This window comes from Streptomyces thermocarboxydovorans (genome assembly GCF_039524635.1).
Taxonomy (GTDB): Bacteria; Actinomycetota; Actinomycetes; order Streptomycetales; family Streptomycetaceae; genus Streptomyces; species Streptomyces thermocarboxydovorans.
Map to the genome: position 1 here is coordinate 1 of NZ_BAAAGU010000077.1, position 23,277 is coordinate 23,277.

Below are 23,277 nucleotides of genomic sequence, written 5' to 3' on the forward strand. Positions count from 1 at the left end.
GATCGACAGGGGGACACAGTCATGCCGGGCCCGGAGGCCAGCGGCCCTCTTGCAGGACCGCGGAAACCATAACGGGGGTAACGCCGCTGGCCTGGAGCTCCGGCAGTCACCGCCGGTCCGCCTTCCGGCGCGTCTGCGCAGGAGCAATGCAGTTGTCTGCGGGGGGGACTCGGGCTCGTACGCATCCTGCTCGACGGGTGCGGCCTCCGCAAGCAGTTCGTCCCGGACGGGGGACAGTCCCGCCGGCCGGCCCCGGGCGTCCCCGGAGCCGGCCGTTCTCTTGGGTGACCGGGCTGCTGTCCCCTGCCGTCCGGTCACTTCCCGGAGCGAGGTCCCACGACGCACGGCACGATCCGCACGCCTCATCGCTCCGGCGAGCCACGCGTGGTTCTTTCGGGCCCGCCCCTGGCTGGCACGGACACCGGTACCAACGAAGTACTCCGGCGGCCGGTCACGCGCCGTACGGGTGAGAAGGATGCGCACGTCTGTACCGGGAACGTGGATTCAGGCCCCGACGGATCCGCCTGATCCGCCTGATCCGTCTGATCCATCGGATCCGCCTGATCCATCGGATCCGCCTGATCCATCGGATCCGTCGGACCGTTCGGACGGTCCCGCTCAGATCTTCCCGCGGCACAGCTCCAGCAGGGTCATGGCGAGCGCCGTGCCCGGCTTGCCCAGGGCCTCCCTGTAGTGGGTGAGGATCTCCATCTCGCGGGCCAGGTTCACCCGGCGCCCGCCGGAGGCGATGCGTTCCTTCTGGATCACGGCGGAGACGGCCATCCGTTCCTGGATCAGGCCGATGATCCGGTCGTCCAGCGCGTCGATGCGTTCCCGTGCGTTGCTGATCAGGTCCGCGGCCTCCGGGGTGCGGGCGCCGGTCCGCTCGGCGGCGGAGGCCGTTGCCGTGGACGTGGCTCTGGCCGTGGGGACGGACGGGGCCGCGGAGGTGGCGGTGGTCACGGGTGTGGCGGTGGTCACGGTGGGCGCGGTGGTCGCGGTGCGTGCGGTGGTCTTGTCGGTCGCGGTGGCGGTCATGTGGGGGCTCCTCACATGTGGTGTCGGTCGCCCCGGATCGGCAAGGTCCGGATACGCCAGGCGCCCCGGGCCTTGTCGGCCCGGGGCGCCTGGGAAGTCGCTTGTCAGTAGCTCAAGCAGCACGACCATGGCAGCCGGCGGGCCGGTTGCCATAGGTAAAGACGAAGGTCGCGTGGATGAGCATGAGGGCCAGTATGCCGATCTCGTGCGCGGTGTCCAAGCCGGGCCGCATGGTGAGACGGGCGGCCCCGGCAGGGGCGGAGGGGGCCTTCGGGCGCCCCGGTAGAATCGGGAGGCACAAGACCCCCGCCCCACCGCCGGAAGGCACCTCGTGTCATCAGCGACTCCCGCTGCCCACGCGCCCGACACCGTCCTGGTCGTCGACTTCGGCGCACAGTACGCCCAGCTCATCGCCCGACGCGTCCGTGAGGCGCGGGTCTACAGCGAGATCGTGCCGAGCACCATGCCGGTCGAGGAGATCCTCGCCAGGAACCCGGCCGCGATCATCCTGTCCGGCGGCCCCTCGTCCGTGTACGAGGAGGGCGCCCCCCGCCTGGACCGCCGGATCTTCGAGGCGGGCGTCCCCGTCTTCGGCATGTGCTACGGCTTCCAGCTGATGGCCCAGACCCTGGGCGGCACCGTCGACAACACCGGCGCCCGCGAGTACGGCCGTACCGATCTGCACGTCTCCAAGTCGTCCTCCACCCTCTTCGAGGGCACCCCGGACGAGCAGTCGGTGTGGATGTCGCACGGCGACGCCTGCTCCGCCGCCCCCGAGGGCTTCGAGGTCACCGCGTCCACCGACGTCGTCCCGGTCGCCGCCTTCGAGAACGACGAGAAGAAGCTCTACGGCGTCCAGTACCACCCCGAGGTGATGCACTCCACCTACGGGCAGCAGGTGCTGGAGCACTTCCTCTACCGGGGCGCGGGCCTGTCGCCGTCCTGGACCACGGGCAATGTGATCGAGGAGCAGGTCGAGGCGATCCGCGAGATGGTCGGCGACAAGCGCGCCATCTGCGGTCTGTCCGGCGGTGTGGACTCCGCGGTCGCCGCGGCCCTCGTGCAGAAGGCCATCGGCTCCCAGCTGACCTGCGTCTACGTCGACCACGGCCTGATGCGCAAGGGCGAGACGGAGCAGGTCGAGAAGGACTTCGTGGCCGCCACCGGCGTCCAGCTGAAGGTCGTGAACGCCGAGGAGCGGTTCCTGGCCGCGCTCAAGGGCGTCTCCGACCCCGAGGAGAAGCGGAAGATCATCGGCCGTGAGTTCATCCGGGTCTTCGAGCAGGCCCAGGCCGAGATCGTCGCCGACGAGGGCCCCGCGGTGGAGTTCCTCGTCCAGGGCACCCTCTACCCGGACGTGGTGGAGTCCGGCGGCGGCACCGGCACCGCCAACATCAAGTCCCACCACAACGTCGGCGGCCTCCCCGAGGACCTCGAGTTCAAGCTGATCGAGCCGCTGCGCAAGCTGTTCAAGGACGAGGTCCGGATGGTCGGCCAGGAGCTCGGCCTGCCCGAGGAGATCGTCCACCGCCAGCCCTTCCCCGGCCCCGGCCTCGGCATCCGCATCGTCGGCGAGGTCACCAAGGAGCGGCTCGACCTGCTCCGCGAGGCCGACGCGATCGCCCGCGAGGAGCTGACCGCGGCCGGTCTCGACCGCGACATCTGGCAGTGCCCGGTGGTGCTGCTCGCCGATGTGCGGTCGGTCGGCGTCCAGGGCGACGGGCGGACCTACGGCCACCCGATCGTGCTGCGCCCGGTCTCCAGCGAGGACGCCATGACCGCCGACTGGTCGCGGCTGCCGTACGACGTCCTGGCGAGGATCTCCACCCGGATCACCAACGAGGTGCGGGACGTCAACCGGGTCGTGCTCGACGTGACGTCGAAGCCGCCGGGGACGATCGAGTGGGAGTGATCCCGCAGGAGTGATGCCGACGGGCGTCCTGGTCCGACCGGGGCGCCCTGGCTTTTTCCGGGCACCCAGTTCCTCCCCGGGCGCCCGGGGTCCCGGCGGTGCCGGGGATCAGGTCCGGGCGCTGTCGAGGATCAGGTCCGTTTGAGCGTGCGCACCGGCTCTCCGGGCTTCCAGACCTGCATGACCAGGTACTTCTCATCCTCGACGTAGGTTCGCACGACCTCCGTCAGCTCGGTGCGGAAGAGGTGGAACGGCTCCGGCGCTTCCGCCTTCTCCGCTTTTCCCGCTTCTTCTGCTTTTCCGGCGTTTTCGCTGGTTTGTCTCTTTTCGCCTTCGCTGTACTTGCGGCGGATCTCCTCGTCCTCGACCTCGAACGCCCGGCCGCTGATCCGGACGTCGCCGCCGCCCATGGTGGTGCCCTCCCCGGGGTTCGCCTGGAGCGCGAAGCGCGGGTCGCGGCGCAGGTCGAGCGCCTTGCGTGATCCGGGCATCATGCCGAACCACAGCTCGCCGTCGAAGAAGCGCACTTCCAGGCCGGTGGTGCGCGGTGAGCCGTCCTTGCGGAGCGTCGCCAGGACGTGGTGGGTGTAGGCGCGGAAGCGCTCCTCCACGGTTCTCGCGAGGTCCGGCTCGGCGGTGACGAAAGCCTCCCAGTTCACGTTCATAAGGGGAGTGTTCCGTGAATACCGGACATCCGCTGTCGGGTAAACGGAGTGTTGTACCGCCTTTACAGAACCGATCTGTCGTACCGGGCCTCCCGGCGGTAACTTCCGCCCCATACGCAAACCCCCCGCGGGAGGACTTATGCACGGGCCCACCCCGCCCCCGCCGCTGCCCACCGATCAGCTGCGGTTCGCCATGCCGCCGATGCACGAGTCGGTCGAGGACGAGCGCCGGCACCGCAAGGAGCGGCTCGCGGGTGCGCTGCGGCTGTTCGGGCGGCTCGGCTTCGAGGACGGCGTCTCGGGGCACATCACCGCACGCGACCCCGAGTACTCCGACTGCTTCTGGGTCAACCCGTTCGGAATGCCCTTCCGGCACGTCACCGTGAGCGACCTGGTGCTCGCCAACCGGGACGGGCAGGTCGTCGAGGGCCGCTACCACGTCAACCAGGCCGCGTTCACCGTGCACGCCCAGGTGCACGCCGCACGGCCCGACGTCGTCGCCGTCGCCCACTGCCACTCGGTGTACGGGCGGGCCCTCGCCGCGCTCGGCGAACTGCTGGAGCCGATCACCCAGGAGAGCTGCGCCTTCTACGAGGACCACGCGCTGTACGACGCCTACAGCGGGGTCACCGTCGACGCGGAGGAGGGCCGGCGCATCGCCGCGGTGCTCGGCACGCACAAGGCCCTGGTGCTGCGCAATCACGGGCTGCTCACGGTGGGGGACTCGGTCGACGCGGCGGCGTGGTGGTTCGTGTCGATGGAACGCTCGTGCCAGGTGCAGCTCGCGGCGAAGGCGGCCGGGCGGCCGGTGCTGATCGACCACCGGCAGGCGGTGGCCACGCGGGAGCAGCTGGGCGGGGATCTGGTGGCCTGGATCAACTACCAGCCGATGTGGCGGGACATCACGCGGAGTGAGCCGGAACTGCTGGGGTGACCTGGTGAAAGCGGGGCCGGCCTGGCGGGGTGGCCGGGTGAGAGGGCGGCCGGTCTGCCGGGGTGACCGGGTGAAAGGGCCGGGTTCGGGTTGACGCGTTGACTTGATGGGTCAATGCGAGGTTCCGAGGTTCACCCCTGGTGACGCGGAGCGGCGGAGGGGGGGAGGCGCGGAGGGCGATCGGGCTAGGGCACAATTCGCTCTCGTCATCGGTGAGTTGTGGAAGGCGGGCATCGGGCGTGGCGGTGCAGGAGGCGAGACAGAGCGGCATGGACGCCGGTGTCGGTGAGGCTGCGCACGGAGGCGGGTGCACCTGCGGGGACTGCCCGCACGGGGTGCGGGAAAGGCACCGGCGTGCGGTCGCGGCGTTTCTGCGCAAGCGGGACGAGTTCGCGGCCGGGCAGGGGCTGCCGGCCGCCGTCGCCCACTCGGCGTCCGCCTCCCGGCAGTGGGTGTCGGAGGAGCTGACGCAGGCCGCGGGGGTCGTCGCCGAGCGCGGCCGCGCGGAGGGCGCGGCCTGGTTCGCCCGGGTGTGGCGGTGGACGGCGGTCGCGGTGTGGGCCGCGGTCGTGCTGCTGCTGGTGGTGCAGGCGCTCACGGCGGTCGGTGCGGGGTGGACCGATGCGCGGACCGCCGGGCTGCTGGCGGCGGTGGTGGTCGCGGCGGCGCTGACGGCGGCGTCGTGGTTCCACCGGGCGCGGGGCGGGGTGCTGGCGCCGGTGATCGGGGAGGACAACCGTCTCTCCACCTCGCGTGCGGTGGCCGCGGGCTGGGTGCTGTTCGTGGTCTACGCGGTGCTGGTGCTGGCGGGGAGGCTGGCGGCGGCCTCGGGGCGCGGTGAGCGTGAGGCACTGATCGACGGGCTCGGGCTGCGCCGGGGTGTCGGTGTGGTGACCGTGCTGGCGGTCGTGTGCGGGGTCGCGGTGCTGGTGCGGCGGGTCGTCGGGGTGCGGGTGCAGGCGCAGCGGCTGCAGAAGGTGCGGGCGGGGCGGCCGCGGGCGGCGGATCTGCTGACCGACGACGACGGGCGGGGGTCCTTCGCGGACATCCAGTACGTGGTGATCAGCGCGGCGGCGCTGGTGTTCGCCGCGGTGCGGCTGGGGCGGCGGCCGGATCAGCTGCCGGATCTGCCGTGGGGGCTGGCGGTGGTGGTGCTGGTGTCGGCGGCGACGTACCTCGCGGCGAAGTATGCGGAGGGCGGGCGGCCGGTGATTCTGTCGGTGGTGCGGGCCCGGGAGGCGGGAGATCTGGACGGGCCGATCCGGACCGGGGACGACATCGAGATCCGGGGGGTCGGGTTCGTGCCGGTCGGTGCGCGGAGCGCGGATCTCTTGTCGCGGATGGTCGTGCGGATCGGGACGGTCAATGTGCATGTGCCGCTGGTACCGGTGAAGGGTGGCTTCGCCAATCCGACGGACACGGTGCTGACGGTTCCCGTCCCTGCCGAGGTCGAACCCGGCCGCGTGGAAGTACAGGTCATCACAGCGGCAGGCGTCGAAACCAACCGCGTCACCATCGACGTGACCGAGTAGCGGCTGCGGCTGCGGCTGCGGTCCGGTGACCGGGCGCCTGTGACCCCGGCCAGCAGCCGCACCCCTCCCCAGCCGGGCGTAGCCCAGTAGAGGCGCATGGGATGGAGAGGGCGCCGGAGTGGGGGAAATCTAGGCGTGCTGCGGCCAATTGCCGGGTTGGAGGATTGAGCCGGGTCCGATTGTCGTACGTATGGTCTCTTGAGGGGTCTCGACAGGGCGGCGAGAGGCGGCGGAGAGCGATGACTCACGGTATGCGATCGGACACATACGGCCCCCACCTGGACGGAGACGGCGACTGGCGGGACACCGCCACGCGCTACGCACTGCTCCCCCTGAGGATCTTCCTGGGGGTGACCTTCATCTACGCCGGCCTCGACAAGCTGACCGACAGCGCGTTCATGAAGGACTCCGGGGCGGGATCCATCGGGGACATGATGCGGAGCGTACGGGACTCCTCCGCCATTCCGGCGATGGTCGACATGGCCCTGGAGAACCCCGTGGCCTTCGGTTACGCGATCGCCTTCGGTGAGCTGGCCGTGGGTATCGGCACGCTGCTGGGGCTGCTCGCGCGGCTCGCCGCGTTCGGGGGCGCGCTGATCTCGCTGAGCCTGTGGCTGACCGTCAGCTGGGCCTCCGACCCGTACTACTTCGGGAACGACCTCCCCTACCTCATGGCGTGGATCCCGCTGGTGCTGGCCGGTGCTCCCGTGCTGTCGATCGACGCCGCGCTGCGGGCACGGCGACGGGAGCGCAGGGGCGGTTACCGGTAGCCGTCCTCGGTGCGGGCACCGGGCTCGTCGCGCCGGCGTATGAGGCGGGCGAGCACCCCCAGCGCGCCCGCCAGGAACAGGCCGCCGGTGACCACCGGGATGAGCGTGAACCAGGGGATCTCCCAGGCCCCGCGCGCATCACCGGCGTAGAGCACTCCGGTGAGGAGGAGGACGACGCCCGCGACCAGCCGGCCGGGCTGGAACTCATGACGCAGCACGGCTCACCTCCGCCTGCCCCGCTCCGACGTGGAGGTCGAGACGGAGCGTGCCGGACTTGCCGGCACCGTCGAGGGTCAGGCTCTTCTGCTTGCCCGGTGCCACATCCACGTCCTTCTTGTCGTCGCCAGGCAGCTGGACGTCGCCGAGGCCCACGTCGATGTTCAGCTTCACGGTCGCATCCCGCGGGACGATCACATGGATGCGGCCCAGCCCCACGTGCCCAGACGTCGAGACGGTTCTGCCCTCGGGGACGCGTATCCGGGACAGGTCCAGCATGCCGGTGCCGGTGCCCAGCTCGTAGGACGGGCGTATCTGGGCGACCGAGGCGGGCTTCCAGGTGGTGCGGTTCCACTCGGTGGTGACGTCCGTCGGCAGGGCCGCCGAGGCGGCCAGCAGGCCCGCCGTGATGACGGCGAGGACGATGGATCCGGCGCCGGTGCGGCCCAGGAAGGCGCTGACGGCGATGCCGAGGCCGAAGACGGCGAGGGCGCAGGCCAGACCGGTCTGCAGGCTGGTGCTCAGGGATTGCGTGTCCCAGGTGAGCTGGGTGCCGAGGTACGCGGCCACGAGGGCGAGCAGGAAGACCCAGCCGCCGATCCAGCGGGGTCCGCGCGGTCTCGGGGGGCGGGGGGTGTGGGTGGTGGCGCCTGCGTGGGTGCCCAGGCTGACGTCGAGCGCGGCGGCGACGTCGCGCTCGTGGGAGTCCCGCGGGCCCCAGAGGTAGCCGGTGCCGCCGACATGGGTGCCGTCCTTGACGATGGGGTCGCGCCACCAGGAGGGGTAGGCCGTGGGAACCGGGGGCGCCTGCGCCTCCGGCGGGGCGTCGGCCGTGGCCTGGGCGGTCACCGGGTCGGGGCTGGGGGCGCCGCGGTGCCGGGACCAGTACCCGGCGCCGGCGAGCAGGATGGACAGTATGACGGCGAAGCTCAGCACGCCGCCGTTGTTCAGCATGGTCAGGAAGACACCGCAGCCGACCAGCGCGAACAGCACGGCCGCCAGCGTGTGGCCCTCCACCCGGCCGGTGAGCAGCTTGCGGAACTCGTGCTCGTCCTCCTCGTCGTCGTAGGGGACGAAGAGCCAGGCGAAGCCGTAGAAGATCAGGCCGATGCCGCCGGTGGCGGAGAGCACGGCGAGGGTGATCCGGAAGATCACCGGGTCCATGTCGCACTGCCGGCCGAGCCCGGCGCACACCCCGCCGATCATCTGGTGCCTGCGGTCGCGACGGAAGCGGTGGGGCGGCTCGGGCGCGGTCTCACCGGCCTCGTCCGGCGGCGGGGCGGTGGCTCCCGCCGTCGCTCCCTTCCGCGCCCGCGCGTCCGCCTGCTCCTGCGGGCGCGCGCCGGCCGCGCCGGGCGCGGCGTCCCGCGGCCCGGCGCCCTGCTCGGGGCGCGGGCCGGAGCCGGGTCCCGGACCCGTCGCGGCGTGCTGGTGATCCGTCATGTGTCCATGGTGACGGGCGAGCAGCCGCGGCGGGAGTCGGAACGACCCTGGCCCGACCCTGATATGCCCCTGAGCCGGGGCCGGGGGAGTGTTCGACGGGCGGGGCCCGCGGAGATCAGGGGAGTCTCCGGGACCGACCCTGATGCTCCGGACGGGCCGGCGTGTGACCATCAATGGCATGTCGGAAGCCGCAGCAGCGCCCACCGCCGAGCCGCGGCCGCCGCGCAAGCTCTACCGCAGCAGTGACGGACGCTGGCTGGGGGGCGTGGCGCGGGGGCTCGCCGGACACCTCGGGCTGCCCGTGATCTGGGTCCGGCTCGCGTTCGTCGCCCTGTTCACGGCGGACGGTCTCGGCGCGCTGCTGTACGCCGCGTTCTGGTTCTTCGTGCCGCTCGGTGTCGGCGGGGTGAACGCCCAGAAGCCGCCGTCGCTGGTCACCACGGAGATATCGCCGGACGGCCGCCGCCGGCTGGTCGCCCGCAAACCGGACAAGGGGCAGATCGTCGCGCTGCTCCTCATGGTCGTCGTGGCCATGGTGTTCGTGGGCAATGTGAACCTCACCAACGGCGCCCGCGCCTACCTGTGGCCGCTGGTCCTGGTCGGCGCCGGTGTGGCGCTGGTGTGGCGGCAGGCGGACAACGCCCGCCGGGCCCGCTGGATGGAGGTCGGGCGGCGCCGGCGCACCGTCACGCTGCTGCGGGCCGTCGCGGGCGTGCTGCTGGTGACCGTGGGCGTCTCCGGGATATTCGTGCTGCAGGGCTCCGGGGCCCACCTGGGCGCGGTGCTGCAGGCCGCCCTCGCCGTCCTCGTCGGCATAACGCTGCTCGCCGGCCCCTATCTGGTGCGGATGACGCAGGACCTCTCCCAGGAGCGGCTGATGCGCATCCGCGCGCAGGAACGGGCCGAGGTGGCCGCCCATGTGCACGACTCGGTACTGCACACCCTCACCCTGATCCAGCGCAACGCGGACAACCCCGCCGAGGTGCGCCGTCTCGCCCGCGCCCAGGAACGCGACCTGCGCACCTGGCTCTACAAGCCGGAGGGCACCGGCAAGGACGAGGCCGACGAGCCGGCCAATCTGGCCGACGCCGTGCGGCGCACCGCCGCCGAGGTGGAGGACAAGCACGGCGTCCCCATCGAGGTCGTCGTGGTGGGCGACTGCCCGCTCGACGAGAAGGTGGGCGCGCAGATGCAAGCCGCGCGCGAGGCAATGGTGAACGCCGCCAAGTACGGTGGCGAGGGTGGTGCGGTTCAGGTCTACGCCGAGGTCGAGGGGAGAACGGTGTTCGTGTCCGTCCGCGACCGCGGCCCCGGCTTCGACCTCGATTCGATACCCGCCGACCGCATGGGCGTCAGAGAATCGATCATCGGCCGCATGGAGCGCAACGGCGGCACGGCGCGGGTGCGCGCGGTGCCGGACGGCGGCACGGAGGTCGAGCTGGAGATGGAAAGGGCGGAGAACACGTCATGAGTGAGCCGACCGAGGCGAACGGAACGGCCGGACCGGCACCGGAGGCCGAGGCCGCGGAGGCCGGCTCCGCACGGCGCCATGTGCGGGTCGTCCTCGTCGACGACCACCGCATGTTCCGCACCGGCGTCCAGGCCGAGATCGGCCAGACCGAGCAGACGGGCGTCGAGGTGGTCGGCGAGGCCGCCGACGTCGACCAGGCGGTCTCGGTCATCACCGCGACCCGGCCCGAGGTCGTCCTGCTCGATGTGCACCTGCCCGGTGGCGGCGGTGTCGAGGTGCTGCGCCGCTGCGCCGCGCTGATGAACGACACCGAGCAGCCGGTCCGCTTCCTCGCGCTGTCCGTGTCGGACGCGGCGGAGGACGTCATCGGCGTGATCCGCGGCGGCGCCCGCGGCTACGTCACCAAGACGATCACCGGCACGGACCTGGTGGACTCGATCTTCCGGGTGCAGGAGGGCGACGCGGTGTTCTCGCCGCGCCTGGCCGGGTTCGTGCTGGACGCCTTCGCCTCCACCGACGCACCCCCGGTCGACGAGGACCTCGACCGGCTCACCCAGCGCGAGCGCGAGGTCCTCCGGCTGATCGCGCGGGGCTACGCCTACAAGGAGATCGCCAAGCAGCTGTTCATCTCGGTGAAGACGGTCGAGTCGCATGTCTCGGCGGTGCTGCGGAAGCTGCAGCTGTCCAACCGGCACGAGCTGACGCGGTGGGCGACGGCACGACGGCTGGTCTGAGGCAGGGATGGTCGGGACAGGCGGGGGCGGCAACGGCAGCAGGCCGCTCAGCCCACCCGGGTGGCGCCCGCGAACGGCATCTGGTCGATGGGGGCCAGCCGGACCGGGGCCGAGGGGTTCGGGGCGTGGATCATCTGCCCGTTGCCGATGTAGATGCCGACATGGCTGATGCCCGAGTAGAAGAAGACCAGGTCGCCGGGGAGGAGTTCGGAGCGGGCGACGCGGCGGCCCGCGGTGATCTGCGCGTAGGTGGTGCGGGGCAGGGAGACGCCCGCGGAGCGGTACGCGGCCTGGATCAGCCCCGAGCAGTCGAAGGCGTCGGGGCCGGTCGCGCCCCACACATAGGGGCTGCCGAGCTGCTGGTAGGCGTAGGAGACCGCCTGGGCGGCGCGGGAGCTGGGCGCCTGAGCGGTGGCGGCGCCGGGTGCGGCCAGGCCCTCCCGGCCGGCTGCCGAGGCGCGTGAGGCGCGGTCGGTGCCGTCGCCGTAGCCGGCGCGCTGCTCGGGCGTCAGCCGGGACAGCAGCCGCCGGGCCTCACCGAGCTTCCCGGTGATCGTCTTCTTGTGCCGCTTCAGCTGCGCCTGACGCGAGGCGAGGGACTTCAGCTCGACGCGGGCGGCGCCGCGCAGCTGCTCGATCTCCCGCAGCTGTGCGCGTACCCGGTTCACGGCGGCGTTCTGGCGGCTGCCCGCCCGCTCGGCGAACGCGACGCCGTCCAGGTAGCCGTCGGGGTCGTCGGAGAGGACCAGTTGGACGGCCGGGTCGAGGCCGCCGCTGCGGTACTGGGCGGTGGCGGCCGAACCCAGCGCGGACCGGGCCGCGTTGAGCCGCTCCTGCTTGCGGGCCGCCTCGTCCTGGAGTTTCCGCACCCGCTCCCGGGCCGCGTCCGCCTTCTCCTTCGCCCCGTTGTACTTCTCGGTGGCGACCTCCGCCTCCCGGTACAACTGGTCGACCCGGGACTTGGCCTGCTGGGGAGTCAGCTGCGGATCGGCCTGCCCCGTGCCGTCCAGGACGGTGGTGGTTGCCGCGCCCGCGAGGGCGAGGGTGGCGGCGGTACGAGCGGTGGTACCGGCCGCCGAGCGCTGTCTGGACCTGCGGTGCGCTGCCATCTGGGACGTCACGTCCTTTCGACGACCGCCTGCCCCGTGACGGGGAACAGCTGAGCGATGATCCGGCGGCGGTGCGCACAGGGGGAACGGTCCGCCGCCGGATCCTCTCGGCGGTGGTGTCCGGGTGCCGCCCCTGGTTTGGGCGGCGGTGGGGAGCCGGTCACCTGGTGCAGGACGCTAGACCCGGCCGGGCCGGCGCTGTGACGGGTTGCCCGGAAGTGACACGAGACAATCACGCGGTGACCGTATGTGACCGTGATCCCCGCACGGGAACGACGGCCTGCACAGCTGAGCTGACCGAAATACCGAAGGCGGGAGGGCGAGGCGGGCCCTGGTGCTACGGAGCGCCTCCGCGAGGCCCGTTCTCACCCTTCCTGAGCGTCCGGGCCGGTGTCGGCGGGGACGGGGGCGCTGGCTAGGCTCCGGCCCATGGACGTACTCATCCACCTCTTCGTCGGCCTGCACATCATCGGCATCGCCTCCCTGCTCGGAGGCTTCCTCACCCAGATGAAGGCGATGGGTGAGGGCACCGCCCGCTTCACCCCGGCCATGCTGCACGGCGCCCTGACGATGCTGGTCACCGGAGTGATCCTGGTCGGCCTCAACCAGGCCGACGACCAGTCGGTGAACAACATCAAGATCGGCGTGAAGCTGGCCCTGCTGATCGTGATCCTGGGCCTGGTCTACGTGAAGCGCGACGAGGAGAAGGTGGACAAGGGGCTGTTCGGCCTGGTCGGGCTGCTGACCACGGCGAACATCTTCATCGCCGTGCTGTGGACCTGATCCCCTCCGGCACCGGTCCCGGCCCGACCGCTGAGCGGACCGCGCCGATCGCGACCGCCAGCCAGGCGGCCACCGCGATCCACACCAGCACCTCTCCCAGCCCGTCGAGCCACGGGGCGTCGACGACGGCGGACGTGGACAGCGCCGCCGTCGCCGTCATCCCCAGCGGGAACACCGTCGACCAGCGCCGCGGATCGTAGGCCGTCCGCGGCCAGCGGATCTCACCGGCCAGCAGCACCACGCACAGGACCAGGTCCAGCACCAGCAGCACCATGGTCATGACGCGCAGGACATGGCTGTCGTCGACGTTCCACAGGTACAGCCGCACGCTGTCGGCGGCCAGCAGCTTCGAACCGGCCAGCGCCGAGATGCCGAGCGCGCCCGCCGCCACCCATTGGTCGCCCTGGCCCTCGGCCGTCTGCCGCAGGTCGAAACGGGCGAGGGCGAAGGCGTAGAGCACTAGCCCGAACCAGAACAGCGCCAGCGCCGCATGCGCCGGCCACGCCGCCGACTCGGCCGCGGCGAGCGTCGCCGCCAGCAGCGCCAGCCCCTGAGTGGCCACGCAGCACAGGAACACCGCCCCGGGCATCCTCGGCTGCCAGCTCCTCACGACCAGGACGAGCAGCGGCGGCCAGAGCACCGCGGCCAGCGCCAGCAGCGCCTCGGCGAGCGTGCTCCAGCCCTCCGCGGCGAAGCGTGAGCCGATCACCGTGGTGGCCGCCACGGCGGTGAGCGCGCCCGGAGTCTGCGCCTCCGCCCGCCACCGCGTGTGCTCCCGCAGCAGCCGCAGCGCGAACTCCGCCGCCAGCCCCGCCCACGCGACGCAGGCCACCCCGAGCATGATCCGCGAGAGCACCTCGTACCCCGCCAGATGCAGCGCCAGCGACACGATGCCGCAGGCCATCACGGCGGCACCCTCCGCCGGGGACCGCTGCGCCCACCAGGCGCGGAAGGGGGACGGGCGGGAGGGGCGAGACATGCGCCGATGCTAGAAGAGCCGCCCCATGACACCCCGCCGGGCAACGCGCGCCCGCGCACGATCACCCGCGCAGGGGCATCGTCCGCGCAGAGGCACCGTTCGGGTGCGCCCGCCGCACGCCCAGGCCGCCGGCGGGGCGGACCCCGCTTCGTCGGTCAGCCGGGGCGGACCGTGCCTTGTCCGTCAGGCGGGCCCTTGGCCGTGGGGCGGGCCCTTGTCCGTCAGGCGGGCCGGACCACGCTGTGGATCGAGGACTCGCCGTCGTAGTAGATCGACTCCTCGCGCACATAGGTGCCCGGCTTCGGCGCGTGGATCATCATGCCGTTGCCGATGTAGATGCCCACATGGGTGACGTCGTCGTAGAAGAAGACGAGGTCACCGGGCTGCGCCTGGGACAGCGGGACCGTCGTGCCGGCGTCGACCTGGTCGTAGGTGGTGCGCGGGAGGGTGACCCCGGCGGCCTTCCAGGCGGCCTGGGTCAGACCCGAGCAGTCGTAGGAGCCCGGACCGGTCGCGCCCCACACATACGGCTTGCCGATCTGGGAGCGGGCGAAGGCGATGGCCTTCGCGGCCTTGGTGGCGTACGACGAGTCCGTCGCGGGCGGAGTCGTCGTGCCCGAGGAGGAGCCGGACGAGCCGCTCTCCTGCTGAGCCGCCTCTCGCTGTGCCGCCTCCTGGGCCTTGCGCTGCTCCTCCTGCTGCCGGGCCAGCTCGGCGGCCTTGCGGGCGGCCTCCTCCTGCTTCTTCTTCTCGATCGCCGCGAGCCGCGCCTTCTCCTCGGCGGTCAGCTTCGACAGCAGCTCGCGCGCCTCGGCCAGCTTCTTCTGGACCTTCGCCTTGGCGGCCTTCAGGTCGTTCTGCGACTCGGTGAGCGTCTGGAGGCTCTCGGTGGCCTCCTTCCGCTTCTTCATCGTCGCGGACTGCTGCTCGACGTAGTCGTCGACCGCTTCCTTCTGGCGGCCGGTCATCCGGCCCATCAGATGCTGCTGGTCGAAGACCTCCTGCGGCGAGTCCGCGAGCAGGAAGGTCGCGGTGTTCGACACGCCCGCACCGGTGCGGTACTGGGCGGCGGCGTAGGAACCGAGCTGCTCCCGCGCCTCGTTGAGCTTCTGGGTGCGCTGGGCGACGTCGTCGAGGAGGGAGTCGACGCGCTTGCGCTGCTTCGCGGTCTTCTCCTTGGCCGCGTTGTACTTCTCGGTCGCCGACTCCGCCTGGCGGTACAGGTCGCCGACCTTCTTCTCGACCTCTTCGAGACTCGGCTTGTCGTCCGTCGGGGCGGCGTTGGCGGTCTGGCCCAGCAGGGCCACGGAGGTGAGGGCAGCCGTGGCGAGGGCGGGGGTGCGTATGCCTGCCACGCGTGGTCCGGGGGTGCGCGACTTGCGATGCGACGCCAAGGGAGGCGACTCCTTCCAATGGTCCGCCTACCGGGTTAGCTGTCGGGTTCGGGCGGGTGCTTGGAAGGGTTGCCCTACGGCTGCTCCGCGCGGGAGTGAGCCGATTCACCCCAGGTCTCGGTTGGGTCCCCGGCTCCGGGTGCCATGGGGCGGCAGTGCCGGACTCGGCGGAGGCCGTGCGGTCCGGCGAGGTTCGCCGGTGGGGGTCGTACGGCCCGTCGGCACGGTAGCCAACTGGTGTGGCCCCTGTGAAGGTTGGTGGGCGATATGCCCGATACATTTTCGTGACCTTGGTGCCCGGGTGACGCAGGGTGCCCGGCCGGTGCTCGACGGTGTCCGGGCCGGCGGCCGGAATCCGCCCGCCGGGAAGGGCCGGGAAGGGCCGGGACGAGCCGGGAAGGGCGGGGCGGGCGTCCGCCGGGAATGTGCGGATGTTCCGGGGCGGACCCGGGCTGTCGGCGGTGCGCCCTAGACTCGGAGAGCGATGAGCAGCCTCTTTGACGACAGCTTCCTGGCGAACCTCCAGGCCCAGCCGGGCCCCGCGGACGAGCCGCCGCCACCACCCGAGGACGATCACGTACCGGAGCCGCTCCCGGACGATCTGTTCGGCGGGAAGTTCGACGTGCCGCCGGAGCGCGAGGAGTACTACCGCGACGGCGCCCCCCGCCCGGTGACCGACTCCGCCGCGCTCCTGGAGGGGCTCAACGACAACCAGCGCGCCGCCGTCGTCCACTCCGGCTCACCCCTGCTCATCGTGGCCGGTGCCGGCTCCGGCAAGACCCGCGTGCTCACCCACCGCATCGCCTATCTGCTCGCCGAGCGGAACGTGCATCCGGGGCAGATCCTGGCGATCACCTTCACCAACAAGGCCGCCGGCGAGATGAAGGAGCGCGTCGAGCAGCTCGTCGGCCCGCGCGCCAACGCGATGTGGGTGATGACCTTCCACAGCGCCTGTGTGCGCATCCTGCGCCGCGAGTCGAAGAAGCTCGGCTTCACCTCGTCGTTCTCGATCTACGACGCCGCCGACTCCAAGCGGCTGATGGCGCTGGTCTGCCGTGACCTCGAGCTGGACCCCAAGCGCTACCCGCCGAAGTCCTTCAGCGCCAAGATCAGCAATCTGAAGAACGAGCTGATCGACGAGGAGGACTTCGCCGCCCAGGCCTCCGACGGCTTCGAGAAGACGCTCGCCCAGGCCTACGCCCTCTACCAGTCGCGGCTGCGCGAGGCCAACGCCCTCGACTTCGACGACCTGATCATGACGACGGTCAATCTGCTCCGCGCCTTCCCGGACGTCGCCGAGCACTACCGCCGCCGCTTCCGCCACGTCCTGGTCGACGAGTACCAGGACACCAACCACGCCCAGTACGCCCTGGTGCGCGAGCTGGTCGGCCCCACCGAGCACCCCGTGGACGTGCCGCCCGAGGCCGAGATCCCGCCCGCCGAGCTGTGCGTGGTGGGCGACGCCGACCAGTCGATCTACGCTTTCCGCGGCGCGACGATCCGCAACATCCTCCAGTTCGAGGAGGACTACCCGGACGCGACGACCATCCTGCTGGAGCAGAACTACCGCTCCACCCAGACGATCCTCAGCGCCGCCAACGCGGTCATCGAGCGCAACGAGTCCCGCCGCCCCAAGAACCTGTGGACCAACGCCGGAGCCGGCTGCCCGATCACCGGCTACGTCGCGGACACCGAGCACGACGAGGCCCAGTTCGTCGCCGACGAGATAGACCGCCTGGTCGACGCGGGTGAGGCCAAGGCCGGCGATGTCGCCGTGTTCTACCGCACCAACGCCCAGTCCCGTGTCTTCGAAGAGGTCTTCATCCGCGTCGGCCTGCCCTACAAGGTCGTCGGCGGGGTCCGCTTCTACGAGCGCAAGGAGGTCAGGGACGTCCTCGCCTACCTGCGGGTGCTCGCCAACCCCGAGGACTCGGTGCCGCTGCGCCGCATCCTCAACGTGCCCAAGCGGGGCATCGGTGAACGCGCGGAGGCGATGATCGACGCCCTGGCCCAGCGGGAGAAGATCAGCTTCCCGCAGGCGCTGAAGCGCGTCGACGAGGCGTACGGCATGGCAGCGCGCTCGGTCAACGCCGTCAAGCGGTTCAACACGCTGATGGAGGAGCTGCGCACCATCGTCGAGTCCGGCGCCGGACCGGCGACCGTGCTGGAGGCGGTGCTGGAACGCACCGGCTACCTGGCCGAGCTGCAGGCCTCCACCGACCCGCAGGACGAGACGCGCATCGAGAACCTCCAGGAACTCGCCGCCGTCGCCCTGGAGTTCGAGCAGGAGCGCGGCGAGGGGGAGGCCGGGACGCTGGCCGACTTCCTGGAGCAGGTCGCGCTGGTCGCGGACTCCGACCAGATCCCCGAGGAGGACGAGGAGGGCTCCGGCGTCATCACGCTGATGACGCTGCACACCGCCAAGGGCCTGGAGTTCCCGGTCGTCTTCCTCACCGGCATGGAGGACGGCGTCTTCCCGCACATGCGTGCCCTCGGCGACACCAAGGAGCTGGAGGAGGAGCGCCGCCTGGCGTACGTCGGCATCACCCGTGCCCGCGAGCGGCTCTACCTCACCCGGTCGACCCTGCGCAGCGCCTGGGGCCAGCCCTCCTACAACCCGCCCTCGCGGTTCCTGGAGGAGATCCCGGCCGCGTACGTCGAGTGGAAGCGGACGGGCGCGAGCACACCGAAGGCTTCCGGGGCGGTCTCGGGGGTGGCGGCGTCGCTGTCGTCGTCCCGCTCCCGCTCCTCGGCCTCGGGCGCCTCGGGCTTCGCCACCCGCCGCACCGCGGACCGGCCGGTGGTGTCGCTGGCGGTCGGGGACCGGGTGACGCACGATCAGTTCGGTCTGGGCACCGTGGTCGCGGTGAAGGGCACGGGCGCGAACGCCGAGGCGACCATCGACTTCGGGGACGCCAAGCCCAAGCGGCTGCTGCTGCGGTACGCGCCGGTGGAGAAGCTGTAGCCGTCGGTCACGTCCGCGACGTGAGGAGGGGCTCCCGCCCGAGCGCGGGGGCCTCTTCGGGCGAGCGCGGTCAGGACGGCTCGAGTTCGGGCGAGCGCGGTCAGGACGGCTCGAGTTCGGGCGAGCGCGGTCAGGACGGCTCGAGGCCGTGGCTGCGGAACCAGGCGAGCGGGTCGATGGCCGAACCGCCGCCCGGCCGGACCTCGAAGTGCAGATGCGGGCCGGTGGAGTTGCCCGAGTTGCCGGAGAAGGCGATCGGATCGCCGGCCTTCACCGTCGTGCCCGAGGGCACCCGGTACGTGGAGAGGTGGCAGTACCACGTCTCTGTGCCGTCCTTGGCGGTCACGATCATCATGTTGCCGTAGGCCGGGTTGTACTGGGTGCGGACCGTGCCGTCGGTCGCCGCCATCACCGTGGTGCCGTAGGAGACGGGGAAGTCGATGCCGGTGTGCACGGACATCCAGTTGATGCCGGACTGGCCGTAGTACGCGCTCAGTCCATGCTGGGCGACCGGGAGCGCGAACTTGGGGCGGAGCCGCTCCTTGCGGGCCGCCTCCTCGGCCGCCCGCTTGCGCTCGGCCTCCTGCTGGGCCTTGAGGTCGATGCGCTCCTGGGTGCGGCTGGCCCGGTCGGCGAAGTCGTCGGCGCCGGCGGCGAGGCTCTCCAGCTGGGTGTCCAGCTTGACGTTGGCGGCGGACGGTTTCACCGGCTGCGCGTCGGACGCGGTGGTGTTGGTCTCCTGGCCGCCGTCGTCGGCCAGGTCGCCCACCGAGGCCGCGGCGATCCCGGCGACGCCCATCACGCAGGCCGACGGCACGGCCACCGTGAGCAGCGCGGAGCGCTTGGCGGGGGTGCGGCGACGGGAGCGGGACGCGGCACGTCCGGCCGGGCGGGGCGCGGGGACGGGGGTGATCTCCTCCTGCCCCTCGAGCAGGGTCACCCGGGGCAGTTCACCGGTGTCGCCCGACCGCGCGGAGGTCTCTGCGGCGCCGTGATCCTCGGACTCCCCGATCGCCCCGGTCTCGTCGGAGTGGCCCGCCTGGTCGAACGCGGCGGTGGCCTGCGGGTCGCCTGCTTCGGGCTGCTGCCCGTACGTCTCCGGCGACGTGGGGGCGGTGTTCTGCTCGCCGTTCCACTGGGTGGCGTCGTGGGCGCCGGTGTCGAAGGCCTGGGTGCCCCACTCCCAGTGCTGGGTGTGCACCCCGGTGCCGTCGGACGGGTCGGGCTGGAGCCAGGCACCGGCGTCCCACTGGCCGCTGACCTCGGGCGAGGTGCCCTGCGTGGGGATCAGCGGGAGCTGCTGCTCGCCGGGCGTCCACTGGGTCGTGTCGTAGAAGCCGGTGTCGTAGGCGGCGTAGTGCTGGGCCGCGTAGGCGTCGTAGTGGCCGGTGGCGTCGACGCCGGCGGACCACTGCCCGGTGGTGTAGGAGCCCGTGTCGTGGCCGCTGCCGGGGAGGTCGCCGAAGAGGGGGTCGGCGGCGAAGCTCGTGCCGGTGTGGGCGCCGGTACCGAAACCGGTGGCGGCAAAACCGTTGGCGTCATAGCCGCCGTACGTGGTGAAGTCCCCGTACTGGGCTTCCTGGGCGCCGTACGACGCATAGTGCGCCGAGGCGGCATCGGAAGCCGGATCGGGGGCCACGGTCCCCGACGGGTGACGGTCGTTCACCAACTTCTCTTTCGCCTCGACAACAGGGGCTGCCAGAGCAGTGCGGCGACTGTACCCGGCGGTACGCGGGCACGACAATCTTCCGCAGGTTTCGCGCCCGCAGGAAACGGGCATTCGGCTCGGTTTTGGTGGAGTGCGGGCCCTATGTTCGAGCCGTGTTCGAAACCTGTGGGTGCTCGGCGGCCTGAATTCCGCTGTGTCGGACGGATGTTGTTCGGGTGAACGGGGTGTGGACGGGCGGTCGGCACCGGCCGAGGGGCCGGGCGTGTCGCCGGTCGCGACCGGTCCGGTGCCCGACCTGGTGCGGCCGGATGACCGGCGGGTGACGGTGCGGTCGGGTGACCGTCAGGCGACGGTGTGGTCGGGTGACGGTGCGGTCGGGTGACCGTCAGGCGACGGTCAGGCCGCCCGCGTGGCCGGAGGTCGGCTCTCCCGGGTGGGCCGTGTCCAGGGCCTGCCGTATCGCGGTCGCCACCGCCGGGTGCACGGGCAGGGCGAGATGACCGACGCCGCTCACCCGTATGTTCTCCGCGATCAGGTCCGGGTGGTCGATGCAGGCCGCCTCCAGCGGGTCCATGATGTGGTCGAGGTCGCTCCAGAAGGCGTAGAAGCGGGTACCGCAGCCGGGGGCGGGCAGGCGCAGCTCCTCCAGCACCGGTGAGCCCGGGCGCATCTGGCGCACGATGGGGTGCGCATTGGCCAGGGGCGCCACGCGGGTGCCGGCGTGCGGGGTGCCGAGGGTGACCACCGTCCGTACGCGGGAGTCACCGCCGAGCCGCTGCACGTAGTACCGCGCTATCAGGCCGCCCAGGCTGTGCCCGACCACGTCGACCTGGCTGCGGCCCGTGCGCTCGCACACCTCCTCTATGTGCCGGCCCAGCAGCTCCGCCGCGCTGCGGATGTCGCAGGTGAGCGGCGAGTAGTTCAGCGACTCGATCTGCTGCCTGCCGTGCTGCGCGAGGCTGCGGCGCAGCAGCACGAACACCGAGCGGTTGTCGATGAAGCCGTGCAGCAGCACGACCGGCGGCTTGGCCTCGGTCGGCAACTGGGCGGCGCCGCCCGCTCCGGGGAGCGCGGGAGCCGGGCCGCGGCGCTCCTGGACGATCCCGGCGGGATAGAGCAGCAGGTGACCCGCGAGGATCGCGAGCTCCAGGGCGGTGGCCTTCAGCAGTGCCAGGGAGAGCCCGGCCAGGCGACTCGGCAGCAGACGCCGGCAGAGCGGGAGAAGGTGAAGAGCTGCCTGGGTGACCTTCATGGGCCGACCTCCTGTCGGCACGCGAAGGACAGCCCTGTCCCCCGTGTGCCCTCATGGGAAATCGCGGCGAAAGCGGTCGCCGGCGCTCGCGTACGACGCGCGGACCGAGCGCGGCGGTACGGCGACCTCGTCGCGGATCCCTTATGCGCATGTTCCCACTGATGCCCCTGTGCCGCACGGGCACGCGGGGCGCGGACCGGACGAACCTCGGGCGGCTCGGCGGGGAACGCTGCGCGGTGAACGTGTCCCACCGTGTGATTTCCCCCTCGGTCTGCACCGCGAAACTGCCGGTTGCGCGATGCTGGAGATAACGTTCGTTCACTTCCCCGGCCGGCTCGGACCGGGGTCTCCGGACGTGCGCGATGTGTACGGCTTGACCGATGTGTGCGGTACTTGTCGGTACGGATGGATGTAGTCGCTTCATGGAGGCAGTGATGGGTGTGGCAGCCGGTCCGATCCGCGTGGTGGTGGCCAAGCCGGGGCTCGACGGCCACGATCGCGGGGCCAAGGTGATCGCGCGGGCCCTGCGCGATGCCGGTATGGAGGTCATCTACACCGGCCTGCACCAGACGCCGGAGCAGATCGTCGACACCGCGATCCAGGAGGACGCCGACGCTATCGGGCTCTCCATCCTCTCCGGGGCGCACAACACGCTCTTCGCGGCCGTCATCGACCTGCTCAAGGAGCGCGACGCGGCGGACATCCTGGTCTTCGGCGGCGGGATCATCCCCGAGGAGGACATTCCCCCGCTGAAGGAGAAGGGCGTCGCGGAGATCTTCACGCCGGGTGCGACCACGCAGTCGATCGTGGACTGGGTCCGCGCCAACGTGCGCCAGCCGGCGGAGGCGTAGGCGGCATCGGTCCAGGGTCTGCCACGGGCGCCGTGGGTGCCGAAGCCAGTGGGCGGTGTCGCGCGGGCGCGCGGGAGGGCTCAGCCCTCGGGCGGGGTCCGGTCCTCGGGCGATGCCTGGTCCTCCGTCGGGGCCGGGCTCTCGGGCGTGCCCGGATTCCCGGGTGATGCCTGGTCCTCCGTCGGGGCCGGGCCCTCGCGCGTGCCCGAATTCTCGGGTGAGGCCGCCTTCTCGGGCGGGGCCAGCTCCCGCAGCATCGCCGCGCGCAGACGCAGGGTGGTGACCAGGCGCTGGAAGGCCTCGGCCCAGTAGCCGCCGGCGCCCGGTGAGGCGTCCTGCGGCTCGTCCGGTATCGCCAGCAGCGCCTCCAGGCGGCTCGCCTCGGCAGGGTCCAGGCAGCGCTCGGCCAGGCCCATGACTCCGCTGAAACTCCATGGATAACTCCCTGCGTCGCGAGCGATGTTGAGCGCGTCGACGACCGCGCGCCCCAGCGGCGGCGCCCACGGCACCGCGCACACCCCGAGCAGCTGGAAGGCCTCGGACAGGCCGTGCTTCTCGATGAAGCCGGCCACCCAGGCGGCCCGTTCCCCGTCGTCCAGCGTGGCCAGCAGCTTGGCGCGTTCGGCCAGGGACACCGCGCCGGGACCGCCGGCCTCCGGCGCGGACGGCTCCCCGAGCAGCGCCCGCGCCCAGGCGGGGTCCCGCTGACGCACCGCCGCCCGGCACCAGGCCGCGTGCAACTCGCCCTGCCAGCCGTCCGCCACCGGCAGCGCGACTATCTCGCCGGGCGTCCGGCCGCCGAGCCGGCGCGACCAGGTGGCCAGCGGCGCCGCCTCCACCAGCTGCCCCAGCCACCAGGACCGTTCGCCCCGCCCGGCCGGGGCCTTGGCCGCCACGCCGTCCCGCTCCATGCCCGCGTCGCACTCGTGCGGCGCCTCGACGACGATCGCCGGAGTCTCCCCCGTGCGGTCCAGGGCCACGCAGGCACCGGCCCGCACCGCCATCCGCTCGGCGAGCGCCGAACCGGGCAGTGCCGACAGCAACTCCGCGGCCGTGGCACGGACATTGCGGCTGCGGTCGGCCAGGGCTTGCTCCAGGAACGGCTCGTCGTCCGGGCCGAGGCCGCTGCGCAGCGAGTCCAGGAACATCAGCCGGTCCTCGGCCCGCTCGGTCGCCCAGGTGGACGCGAGGAGTTCCCGGGCGGCGGCCGGTGTACGGGAGCGCAGCGCGGTGAGCAGGGCGACGCGTTCGGCGAACAGGCCCTCCTGCCACAGCCGCCGCACCCCCTCGCGGTCGGACGGGTCCGGCAGGGCGGAGGCGCCGCCCGGTGTCGCCCGCAGGGCGAACCGCCAGTCCGGGTTGAACCGGGCCAGCCACAGCCCGCGCGGCCCGGCGAACCGCAGTGCGGCCGGACGCAGGTCCGTGCGGCCGCGGGCGGCGTCGAGCAGCGCGGGCGGGGCGGCGGGCGGTGGCGCGTAGCCGTGCGCGTTGGCGGCCGCCAGCCACTGGGGCAGCAGCTCCATCAGGTCCGGTGCGGTGCCCCGGCGCCCGGCGCCGGGG

The 23,277-nt window shown here is 72.0% G+C and carries 19 protein-coding genes and 1 riboswitch; of the genes, 9 read left to right on the top strand and 10 right to left on the bottom strand.

The features are described 5' to 3' along the window. Positions 1 to 618: 618 nt before the first annotated feature. On the bottom strand, positions 619 to 1,038 hold the full coding sequence (locus tag ABD198_RS27295; RefSeq protein WP_425580567.1) for a chorismate mutase: 420 nt from the start codon (positions 1,036 to 1,038) through the stop codon (positions 619 to 621). Between the two features lie 331 nt (positions 1,039 to 1,369). On the opposite strand from ABD198_RS27295, the gene guaA reads away from it, so the two are divergent. Next, positions 1,370 to 2,950 (top strand): glutamine-hydrolyzing GMP synthase, encoded by a 1,581-nt coding sequence (gene guaA, locus ABD198_RS27300; RefSeq protein ID WP_344006795.1) that lies wholly within the window; start codon positions 1,370 to 1,372, stop codon positions 2,948 to 2,950. Between the two features lie 131 nt (positions 2,951 to 3,081). Here the strand turns inward: guaA and ABD198_RS27305 are convergent, their stop codons facing one another. Next, positions 3,082 to 3,615, bottom strand: a complete 534-nt coding sequence (locus ABD198_RS27305; protein WP_344006797.1) for a pyridoxamine 5'-phosphate oxidase family protein — start codon at positions 3,613 to 3,615, stop codon at positions 3,082 to 3,084. Positions 3,616 to 3,754: 139 nt separating this feature from the next. On the opposite strand from ABD198_RS27305, the gene ABD198_RS27310 reads away from it, so the two are divergent. The 3 genes from ABD198_RS27310 to ABD198_RS27320 all read left to right on the top strand — a co-directional run bounded on the left by ABD198_RS27310 (position 3,755) and on the right by ABD198_RS27320 (position 6,851). Next, positions 3,755 to 4,549, top strand: a complete 795-nt coding sequence (locus ABD198_RS27310) for a class II aldolase/adducin family protein (RefSeq protein ID WP_344006799.1) — start codon at positions 3,755 to 3,757, stop codon at positions 4,547 to 4,549. Positions 4,550 to 4,788: 239 nt separating this feature from the next. Next, positions 4,789 to 6,081, top strand: a complete 1,293-nt coding sequence (locus tag ABD198_RS27315) for a hypothetical protein (RefSeq protein WP_344006802.1) — start codon at positions 4,789 to 4,791, stop codon at positions 6,079 to 6,081. Positions 6,082 to 6,320: 239 nt separating this feature from the next. After that, positions 6,321 to 6,851, top strand: a complete 531-nt coding sequence (locus tag ABD198_RS27320; protein ID WP_344006804.1) for a DoxX family protein — start codon at positions 6,321 to 6,323, stop codon at positions 6,849 to 6,851. On the opposite strand, the gene ABD198_RS27325 is transcribed toward ABD198_RS27320, so the two are convergent. Further along, the gene (locus ABD198_RS27325; protein WP_344006806.1) at positions 6,842 to 7,069 is read right to left on the bottom strand and encodes a hypothetical protein; all 228 of its coding nucleotides are present in this window, start codon (positions 7,067 to 7,069) and stop codon (positions 6,842 to 6,844) included. The genes ABD198_RS27320 and ABD198_RS27325 overlap by 10 nt on opposite strands. Further along, the gene (locus tag ABD198_RS27330; protein WP_344006809.1) at positions 7,056 to 8,510 is read right to left on the bottom strand and encodes a PspC domain-containing protein; all 1,455 of its coding nucleotides are present in this window, start codon (positions 8,508 to 8,510) and stop codon (positions 7,056 to 7,058) included. The genes ABD198_RS27325 and ABD198_RS27330 overlap by 14 nt, the downstream gene beginning before the upstream one ends. A 178-nt stretch (positions 8,511 to 8,688) precedes the next feature. Here ABD198_RS27330 and ABD198_RS27335 point away from each other — a divergent pair, with 178 nt between their 5' ends. Both ABD198_RS27335 and ABD198_RS27340 read left to right on the top strand, forming a co-directional pair. Next, a complete protein-coding gene (locus ABD198_RS27335; RefSeq protein WP_344006811.1) occupies positions 8,689 to 9,981 on the top strand; it encodes a PspC domain-containing protein in 1,293 nt (430 codons plus the stop codon). After that, a complete protein-coding gene (locus tag ABD198_RS27340) occupies positions 9,978 to 10,715 on the top strand; it encodes a LuxR C-terminal-related transcriptional regulator (protein WP_344006813.1) in 738 nt (245 codons plus the stop codon). Before ABD198_RS27335 ends, ABD198_RS27340 begins: the two co-directional genes overlap by 4 nt. 47 nt (positions 10,716 to 10,762) lie before the next feature. Here the strand turns inward: ABD198_RS27340 and ABD198_RS27345 are convergent, their stop codons facing one another. Then, positions 10,763 to 11,824: a C40 family peptidase gene (locus ABD198_RS27345; RefSeq protein ID WP_344006815.1), complete on the bottom strand. Its 1,062-nt coding sequence runs from the start codon at positions 11,822 to 11,824 to the stop codon at positions 10,763 to 10,765. A gap of 429 nt (positions 11,825 to 12,253) precedes the next feature. On the opposite strand from ABD198_RS27345, the gene ABD198_RS27350 reads away from it, so the two are divergent. Further along, on the top strand, positions 12,254 to 12,607 hold the full coding sequence (locus ABD198_RS27350) for a hypothetical protein (protein WP_344006817.1): 354 nt from the start codon (positions 12,254 to 12,256) through the stop codon (positions 12,605 to 12,607). On the opposite strand, the gene ABD198_RS27355 is transcribed toward ABD198_RS27350, so the two are convergent. Next, on the bottom strand, positions 12,585 to 13,586 hold the full coding sequence (locus tag ABD198_RS27355) for a tellurite resistance/C4-dicarboxylate transporter family protein (protein ID WP_344006819.1): 1,002 nt from the start codon (positions 13,584 to 13,586) through the stop codon (positions 12,585 to 12,587). The genes ABD198_RS27350 and ABD198_RS27355 overlap by 23 nt on opposite strands. A gap of 221 nt (positions 13,587 to 13,807) precedes the next feature. After that, a complete protein-coding gene (locus ABD198_RS27360) occupies positions 13,808 to 14,980 on the bottom strand; it encodes a C40 family peptidase (RefSeq protein WP_344006821.1) in 1,173 nt (390 codons plus the stop codon). 7 nt (positions 14,981 to 14,987) lie between these two features. Beyond that, a riboswitch (cyclic di-AMP (ydaO/yuaA leader) is annotated at positions 14,988 to 15,160 on the bottom strand. A gap of 304 nt (positions 15,161 to 15,464) precedes the next feature. Between ABD198_RS27360 and pcrA the strand changes: the two genes are divergently transcribed. After that, entirely contained in the window at positions 15,465 to 17,945 is a 2,481-nt protein-coding gene (pcrA, locus tag ABD198_RS27365) for a DNA helicase PcrA (RefSeq protein ID WP_344006823.1), read from the top strand. 130 nt (positions 17,946 to 18,075) lie between these two features. Here pcrA and ABD198_RS27370 read toward each other — a convergent pair whose 3' ends face one another. Continuing rightward, a complete protein-coding gene (locus tag ABD198_RS27370) occupies positions 18,076 to 19,725 on the bottom strand; it encodes a M23 family metallopeptidase (protein ID WP_344006825.1) in 1,650 nt (549 codons plus the stop codon). 274 nt (positions 19,726 to 19,999) lie between these two features. Further along, positions 20,000 to 20,866 (bottom strand): esterase/lipase family protein, encoded by an 867-nt coding sequence (locus ABD198_RS27375; RefSeq protein WP_344006828.1) that lies wholly within the window; start codon positions 20,864 to 20,866, stop codon positions 20,000 to 20,002. Between the two features lie 434 nt (positions 20,867 to 21,300). Between ABD198_RS27375 and icmB the strand changes: the two genes are divergently transcribed. Further along, positions 21,301 to 21,717: a coenzyme B12-dependent isobutyryl CoA mutase small subunit gene (icmB, locus tag ABD198_RS27380; RefSeq protein WP_167993705.1), complete on the top strand. Its 417-nt coding sequence runs from the start codon at positions 21,301 to 21,303 to the stop codon at positions 21,715 to 21,717. Positions 21,718 to 21,797: 80 nt separating this feature from the next. Here the strand turns inward: icmB and ABD198_RS27385 are convergent. Next, positions 21,798 to 23,277, bottom strand: a 1,480-nt coding sequence (locus ABD198_RS27385) for a DUF5691 domain-containing protein (RefSeq protein WP_344006831.1), incomplete at its 5' end; no start/stop codon positions are given.